This is a genomic window from uncultured Aureimonas sp., assembly GCF_913775355.1.
GTDB lineage: Bacteria > Pseudomonadota > Alphaproteobacteria > Rhizobiales > Rhizobiaceae > Aureimonas.
Genome location: NZ_CAJYIU010000251.1, coordinates 1 through 7,163 on the forward strand (window position 1 = coordinate 1; position 7,163 = coordinate 7,163).

The following is a 7,163-nucleotide window of genomic DNA, read 5'->3' on the forward strand; positions in this document are numbered from 1 at the left end:
ATGGGTGGAAACCCGTCAGTCAGCTTTTGGCCGCGTCGCAGGATAAGCTGCCACTCGCTGTGGCTCGCGCAAGACCTCAGTGACGCTCCGCAGCACATTGGCCATGGTCGCCGAGCACCTCGATCACCCGGCACTCCGCCACCGAATGGTTCGTGCAGTCCGTCATCCGGGCGACCTCCACCCGCAGCGCCGTCAGCCGGGCGATCTTGTGGTCGATGTCGGCAAGGTGGGCCGCCGCGATCCGGTCGGCGCTCGCACAGGGACGGTCCGGCTCGCCGGCGAGCGCCAGGAGTTCGCGGATCGGCTCGATCTCGAAGCCGAGCTCGCGGGCATGCCGGATGAAGCGCAAGCGCCGCAGGTCGCCCTCATCGTAGAGACGGCGGTTGCCCTCGGTCCTCGGCGGCGACGGCAGGAGGCCGATCTGTTCGTAGTAGCGGATCGTCGGCACCTTGATGCCGCTCGCCCGCGAGGCCTTGCCGATCGGAACGCCGCCCGTCATTTTCCGCTTGCTCCTCTAGCCACTAGAGGAAGTAGGCCTCTCCCGAGACGCAAGCAAGGAGAGGGCCATGAGCGCCACGACTGGCGAGAGCCGCTTCCGGGTGACGGGCATGGACTGCGCGGCCTGCGGCAACAAGGTCGACACCGCGATCCGGCGACTGCCGGGCGTCGAGGACGTTGCCGTGTCCGTGTCCACGGGCGCGGTGAAGGTCCGTCATGCGGACGGCTTCGACGTCGCCGCGGTGACGCGGCAGGTCCGCAACCTCGGCTACGGAGCAGAGAATGCGGATGGGCCCGATCCAGCGACAGCCGGGCGGCACGACCATGACCAAGCGAGCGACACGCACGATCACCCCGCCGAGGCGGGCCTGTCATGGTGGAGAACGAGGAAGGCCCGGCTGACGGCTGCCTGCGGCGCGGCGCTGCTCGCAGCCTACGCCCTCGGCCACCTCGCGCCGGCGCTGGAACGTCCGGCGTTCCTAGCCGCGCTCGCCGTCGGCCTCGTCCCCGTCGCCTGGCGGGCGATCACGGCCGCCCGGTTCGGCACCCCGTTCTCGATCGAGACACTGATGTCGATCGCCGCCATCGGCGCCGTCTTCATCGGGGCCGAGGAGGAGGCTGCGACAGTCGTCCTCCTGTTCCTCGTGGGCGAGATGCTGGAAGGGCTGGCGGCGAGCCGCGCCCGGGCGAGCATCCAGGGCCTCACCGCCCTCGTGCCGAAGACGGCGCTCGTCGAGAGGCACGGCCAGACCACCGAGGTGCCCGCGGAGAGCCTCGCGGTCGGCGCCACCATTCTCGTGCGCCCCGGCGACCGCATCCCGGCCGACGGCTCGGTCGTCGAGGGATCGGGCGAGGTCAACGAGGCCCCGGTGACGGGCGAGAGCGTGCCGAAGCATAAGGCGGTCGGCGACCCGGTGTTCGCTGGGACGGTCAACGCTGGCTCCGTCCTCAGGGTGCGCGTCACGGCGGCAGCCGCCGACAACACGATCGCGCGCGTCGTCCGCCTTGTGGAGGAGGCGCAGGAAACGAAGTCGCCGACCGAACGCTTCATCGACCGCTTCTCCAAGGTCTACACGCCCGCCGTCCTCGTGGTCGGCTTCCTCGTCGCCGTGGTACCGCCACTGGTTGCCGGCGCGGACTGGAGCGAGTGGGTCTATAAGGGCCTCGCCATCCTCCTGATCGGCTGCCCCTGCGCGCTCGTCATCTCGACGCCGGCCGCGATCGCGGCCGGCCTGTCGGCGGGCGCCCGGCGCGGCCTTCTGATGAAGGGCGGGGTAGTGCTGGAGACGCTCGGCAAGATCACTGCCATCGCCTTCGACAAGACGGGCACGCTGACGGGGGGCAAGCCCGTCGTGACCGACGTCGTCGCGGTCGGTCGTCCGGCACGGGACGTGCTGTCGCTCGCGGCCGCGCTGGAGAAAGGGTCGAGCCACCCGCTGGCACTCGCCATCCTCGACCGGGCGAAAGCCGACAACGCCCCCGTGCCGCCCGCGTTCGACGCGAACGCCATCCCCGGTGAGGGTGTCGAGGGCAAGGTCGGTGGCGAACCCGGTTTCCTCGGCTCCCCACAGGCCGCCGGGCGCCGCTTGCCACTCGTCGAGGAGCACGCGGCCGCGATCGCCGCGCTGAACGCCGACGGCAAGACCGTGTCCGTCGTGATCTCGCGCGTCGGTGTCGCGGGCTACATCGCCATGCGTGACGAGGCGCGGCCGGACGCACGCGAGGCGCTGGCCGCCATGAAGGAGGACGGGATCCGCACTGTTATGCTGACGGGCGACAACCGCACGACGGCCGAGGCTGTCGCGGCGGGGCTCGGCATTGAGGCGCGGGCGGAACTCCTGCCGCATGACAAGCAGCGCATCGTGCGCGAACTTCAGGGCGAAGGGTTCGTCGTCGCGAAGGTTGGGGACGGCATCAACGACGCCCCGGCGCTGGCGGCGGCCGACATCGGCATCGCCATGGGCGGCGGCACCGACGTGGCGTTGGAGACGGCGGACGCGGCGGTGCTGCACGGACGGGTTCGGGACGTGTCCGACATGATCGCCCTGTCGAAGGCGACCATGGGCAATATCCGGGCGAACATCGCCATCGCCCTCGGGCTGAAGGCGGTGTTCCTCGTCACCACCGTCCTCGGCATCACTGGCCTCTGGCCGGCGATCCTAGCCGACACGGGCGCGACCGTCCTGGTGACCGCCAACGCCATGCGGCTCCTCGGCTGGAGGCCGCGGTGAGCGATGCCGTCGACGACATCCTCCGCGTCGGGCCGGCGATCATGTTGGCGATCACCGTGGCGTGGCTCGCGCTCGCCACCCGCCGAACGTCTCGGGAAATCGGCGGGCGGGCCTACGGCTTCGGCAGGAGCCTCCGGCAGACGCTGGCCCGCGTCCTGTTTGCGGCTGCCGTCATCGGTGCCCTTGTGGCCCTCGGGCTCAATGCGGCGGGAAGCGCGTCGGCCGCAATCGCACCGCTCGCGGGAGAGGCCTACGCCGTCCGTCTGTCCGGTCTGGCGCTGGCCGTCGCGGGGCAGGTCCTGACTGTCGTGGCTCGGAGCGAAATGGGCCGACGTTGGCGGGTCGGCATCCCCGACGAGGCGCCCGATGCCTTGGTCACGACGGGTTTATTTGGCCTCAGCCGCAACCGAGTGTTCCTCGGGATGCTCGCGATCGCGGCAGGCCTTGCGGTCGCCGTGCCGTCCCCGGCGGTGATCGGCTGCGCGCTCGCCTTCTGGATCGCCTGCGAGGTCCAGGTGCGCGACGAGGAGCGCGTCCTCGAATGCTCCTTCGGCCCGGCCTACAACGCATACCGAAGCGCCGTCCGGCGCTGGATCTGACGCCTTCGAAAAAGGATGAACCCATGAGACCCGCATGGTTGGCGCAACTTGCCGCCATCACCGTTGGTGTCGCCCTCCTCGGTCCGGCTGGCGCGCACGAGTTCAACGTCGGCGACATCACGATCGACCATCCCTCGTCCCGGCCGACGCCGCCGGGCGCCAAGGTCGGCGTCGGCTACGTCACGATCCGCAACGACGGGGCGGAGGCCGACCGACTGATCGGCGGCTCGGCGACAGTCGCAGGACGCTTCGAGATCCACGAGTCCTCCTTGGAGGGCGGCGTCGCGCGCATGCGCCGCGTCGAGGACGGGATCGCGCTGGAGCCGGGCGCGACCGTGAAGCTCGCCTCGGGCGGAGCCCACGTCATGCTCCTCGACCTCAAGGAGCCGATCGTGAAGGGCCAGACGTTCGACGGCACCTTCGTGTTCGAACGCGCCGGAACAGTGCCGGTCCGCTTCTCGGTCGACGGTTTCGGCGCCGCTGCGGCTGCCCCCTCCCACGAAGGACACGAGCTATGAACCTTCGCACCGTGCGTCTCCTACTTTGGGGCTTGGTCGCCGCGACCGCGGGCATTCTGATCGGATTGGCTTGGAGCCTCCCGACAAACGAACAACGGTCCACCGTCACGGCGTCGTCCGACATGGGGGGCGAGTTCGCGCTGATCGATGAGGACGGAAAGCCGAGGGCGTGGTCCGACTTCCGCGGCAAGCCCGCCGCCGTGTTCTTCGGCTTCACGCACTGTCCCGACATCTGCCCGACGACGCTGGGCGAGCTGTCGGTGCTCCTCGCGGACCTCGGGCCTCGCTCCGACGACCTCGGGGTCATACTCGTCAGCGGGGATCCCGAGCGGGACACGCCGGAGGTACTCAACGCCTACCTCCAGTCCTTCGACCCGAGGATCGTCGGGCTCACGGGCACCGAGGCGGAGGTCGACCGCGCCTTCGCCGCCTTCAAAGCCTACCGCCGGAAAGTGCCGACGGAGGGCGGCGACTACACTGTCGACCACTCGGCCGGGGTCTACCTCTACGACCGCGACGGCGGCTTCGTGGGCACGCTGGACATGCACGAGGACACGGAGGTCAGGCGCTCCAAGGTGATGCGCCTTCTCGATGGATCTGGTGGCGGATCGGCCTCTTTGAAGGGGCTTGGCAGCGCGTGGTCCACTGAACGGGACAGCATCGAGCCTGCTAGGAGGACAGGATGACCGCACGAACGATCGGGAAACCGGACCGGGGCGCAGTCGAATGCACCTCGCCCGACCGCGACCTCGTGCGCCTCCACGCAGCATGGGTCGTTTCCCTCGTCGCGACGCTCGGTGCGCTCTTCGTCGGCGAGATCATGGGCCAGGCTCCCTGCGTCCTCTGCTGGTACCAGCGCATCGCGATGTTCCCGCTGGGACTCCTGCTCGGCGTCGCCGCCTTCCGCGGTGACCGGGGCGTGCGTGTCTACGCGCTCCCGCTCGCGATCGGCGGCCTGACGGTCGCGGCCTTCCACGCGCTGCTCTACGCCGGGGTCGTTCCGGAGGCCATCGAACCCTGCGGGGCCGGACCGTCCTGCGCCAGCGCCGACATGACCATCCTCGGCGGCCTTCCACTGCCGTTCCTGTCGTTTGCGGCCTTCGTCGCGATCACCCTTCTCCTCGCTCCCATCTCCCGGAAAGAAGCGGGCATGAACCGTCGCACCTTCGTCGCCTCCACCGCCGCCGGCGCGCTCCTCGCTTTCGCCGGGGGCGCGGCCTGGTACCGCGCCAACCGTCCCGACGCCGCTCCCCTCTCGGCGGAGGGGGACCAACTCGTCCGCCCGCACTCGCCCGTGATCGGACTCGCCGAAGCGCGCGTGACGCTGGTCGAGTTCTTCGATCCCTCCTGCGAGGCCTGCCGCGCGTTCCACCCGATCCTCGGGCAGATCCTGTCGCGTCACCCCGAAGACCTCAGGCTAGTGCTGCGCTACACGCCGCTGCACGAGGGATCAGACGAGGCGGTTCGCATCCTCGAAGCGGCTCGCCGGCAGGACAGGTTCGAAGCCGTCCTCGACGCCCTGTTCGAGCGGCAGCCCCAATGGGCGATCCATGGCGCGCCCGACATCGCCAAGGCCTGGGAAATAGCCGGAACTGCGGGCATCGACCTCGCGCAGGCGCGCCGGGACGCGGCGCTGCCGGACGTCACAGCCGTTTTGGAGCGGGACGTGGCCGATCTCCGGGCCGTCGGCATCCAGAGGACGCCGACCTTCTTTGTCAACGGCAAGCAGCCGGCGCAGTTCGGGCCGCAGCCACTCTACGAGGAGATCTCGGCCGAGATCGATCGGACTGCCAAGGAAAGCTGAGGCCCTTCACCCTGCGCCCAATGTCCGCTTCTGGGCACGCGAAGACGCAGGCTAGAGGTCTCGAAACGGTCGAATGCGGATGGACCGTTTCTGGGTGTCCGCTTCCTCGAAGCCGATCGGCTCGACCGGGTGGTTTCCTGCCGGTCCGCTTCGGAGCGTCATCTGAGACAAGCCGACCTTGGGGATAAGGACGCACAGCGCGTTGACCCAAGGGTCCTTCGCAGCACTATATCCGGCAGTCACGGTCCGCCCCATCGCGAGATGTGGTGGCTAAGAGGGAACCCGGTGAGCCTGTCCGATATGGGGAGGCAAGGCCGGGGCTGCCCCCGCAACTGTAAGCGGCGAGCCATCCGTCCATTTAAGCGTCACTGGAGCACCCGCTCCGGGAAGGCCGGACGGAAGGCGACGACCCGCGAGCCAGGAGACCTGCCGCGACTGGTATGTATCGTCCCTGGGCGGGGTGTCCCGGTGGATCGTGTGCCTGTCGCGGCGCCGCGTTCCCGTACGGGATTCGCGTGCCGTTCGGTATCGCGTCCGCTCGGCCTTTGCCTCCACTTTGCTGGAGCAGCCGAATGTCTCTTCTTCAAGTCCCCGCGGCCCCGCCGCACCCGTTCCCCACAACGCTAGCCGCGAACGACATCTTGCGTCCCGTCGACGCGTCGGCCATCCGCGTGATCCGACGCAACGGCGCGGTGTCGCCCTTCGACGCGTCCAAGATCGCCGTCGCCATGACCAAGGCCTTCCTCGCCGTCGAAGGCCGGCAGGCCCCCGTCTCAACCCGCGTCAACGATGTCGTGCGCGCCCTTTCCGACGAGGTCGTCGTCGCGCTCGTCCGACGCTCTGGCGGCGACCGCCTCCTGCACATCGAGGACATTCAGGACCAGGTCGAGCTGGCGCTGATGCGCTCGGAGCACCCGAAGGTCGCACGCGCCTACGTCCTCTACCGCGAGGAGCATGCCCGCGCCCGCGCCGCGCAGGCCGCAGCGTCCGAGACGACCGCCGTGCCCACCCTGACCGTTCGGCAGGCCGACGGCTCCCTCACGCCCCTCGACGAGGCCCGTCTCGCCCGCATCGTCGCCGAAGCCTCCGACGGCCTCGACGGCGTGTCGCCCGACGCGATCCTCGCCGAGACCCGGCGCAACCTCTACGAGGGGCTGACGCTCGCCGAACTCGCCGAAGCGCCCGTCATGGCGGCGCGCACCCTGATCGAGACCGAGCCGAACTACGCCTTCGCCTCGGCGCGCCTCCTCCTCGACAAGCTGCGCGGCGAGGCGCTGTCGTTCGTCTCCGGAACGCCCGTCGCGCCGACGCACGCGGACATGGCGGCGCTCTACGGCGAATCCTTCCCCGCCTACCTCGACCGCGGCATCGCGGCCGGGCTCATCGATCCCGAGCTTGCCCGCTTCGACGTCGCGCGGATAGCGGACGCGCTGATCCCCGAGCGGGACCGCCTGTTCCAGTTCCTCGGCCTCCAGACGCTCTACGACCGCTACTTCCTCCAGACGGAGGGCGT

At 69.7% G+C, this 7,163-nt stretch carries 7 protein-coding genes and 1 riboswitch; of the genes, 6 read left to right on the forward strand and 1 reads right to left on the reverse strand.

What is annotated here, in order from left to right:
• Nucleotides 1–76 precede the first annotated feature (76 nt).
• Nucleotides 77–499, reverse strand: a complete 423-nt coding sequence (locus tag QZ753_RS15120) for a helix-turn-helix domain-containing protein (protein ID WP_294644751.1) — start codon at nt 497–499, stop codon at nt 77–79.
• Between the two features lie 67 nt (nt 500–566).
• Here QZ753_RS15120 and QZ753_RS15125 point away from each other — a divergent pair, with 67 nt between their 5' ends.
• From QZ753_RS15125 to QZ753_RS15150, 6 genes are all read left to right on the forward strand, one after another.
• Nucleotides 567–2,729, forward strand: a complete 2,163-nt coding sequence (locus QZ753_RS15125; protein WP_294644753.1) for a heavy metal translocating P-type ATPase — start codon at nt 567–569, stop codon at nt 2,727–2,729.
• Nucleotides 2,726–3,328, forward strand: a complete 603-nt coding sequence (locus QZ753_RS15130; protein ID WP_294644754.1) for an isoprenylcysteine carboxylmethyltransferase family protein — start codon at nt 2,726–2,728, stop codon at nt 3,326–3,328. The genes QZ753_RS15125 and QZ753_RS15130 overlap by 4 nt, the downstream gene beginning before the upstream one ends.
• A 23-nt stretch (nt 3,329–3,351) precedes the next feature.
• Complete coding sequence (locus QZ753_RS15135; RefSeq protein ID WP_294644756.1) at nt 3,352–3,846, forward strand: copper chaperone PCu(A)C; 495 nt, start codon at nt 3,352–3,354, stop codon at nt 3,844–3,846.
• Nucleotides 3,843–4,532 carry an SCO family protein gene (locus QZ753_RS15140; RefSeq protein WP_294644758.1) on the forward strand — a complete coding sequence of 230 codons (690 nt, stop codon included), beginning with the start codon at nt 3,843–3,845 and terminating at the stop codon, nt 4,530–4,532. Before QZ753_RS15135 ends, QZ753_RS15140 begins: the two co-directional genes overlap by 4 nt.
• Nucleotides 4,529–5,650 (forward strand): thioredoxin domain-containing protein, encoded by a 1,122-nt coding sequence (locus QZ753_RS15145; protein WP_294644760.1) that lies wholly within the window; start codon nt 4,529–4,531, stop codon nt 5,648–5,650. Before QZ753_RS15140 ends, QZ753_RS15145 begins: the two co-directional genes overlap by 4 nt.
• Before the next feature lie 225 nt (nt 5,651–5,875).
• Nucleotides 5,876–6,099: riboswitch (cobalamin riboswitch) on the forward strand.
• A 123-nt stretch (nt 6,100–6,222) separates the two neighbouring features.
• On the forward strand, nt 6,223–7,163 hold a 941-nt coding region (locus tag QZ753_RS15150), incomplete at its 3' end, for an ATP cone domain-containing protein (RefSeq protein WP_294644762.1).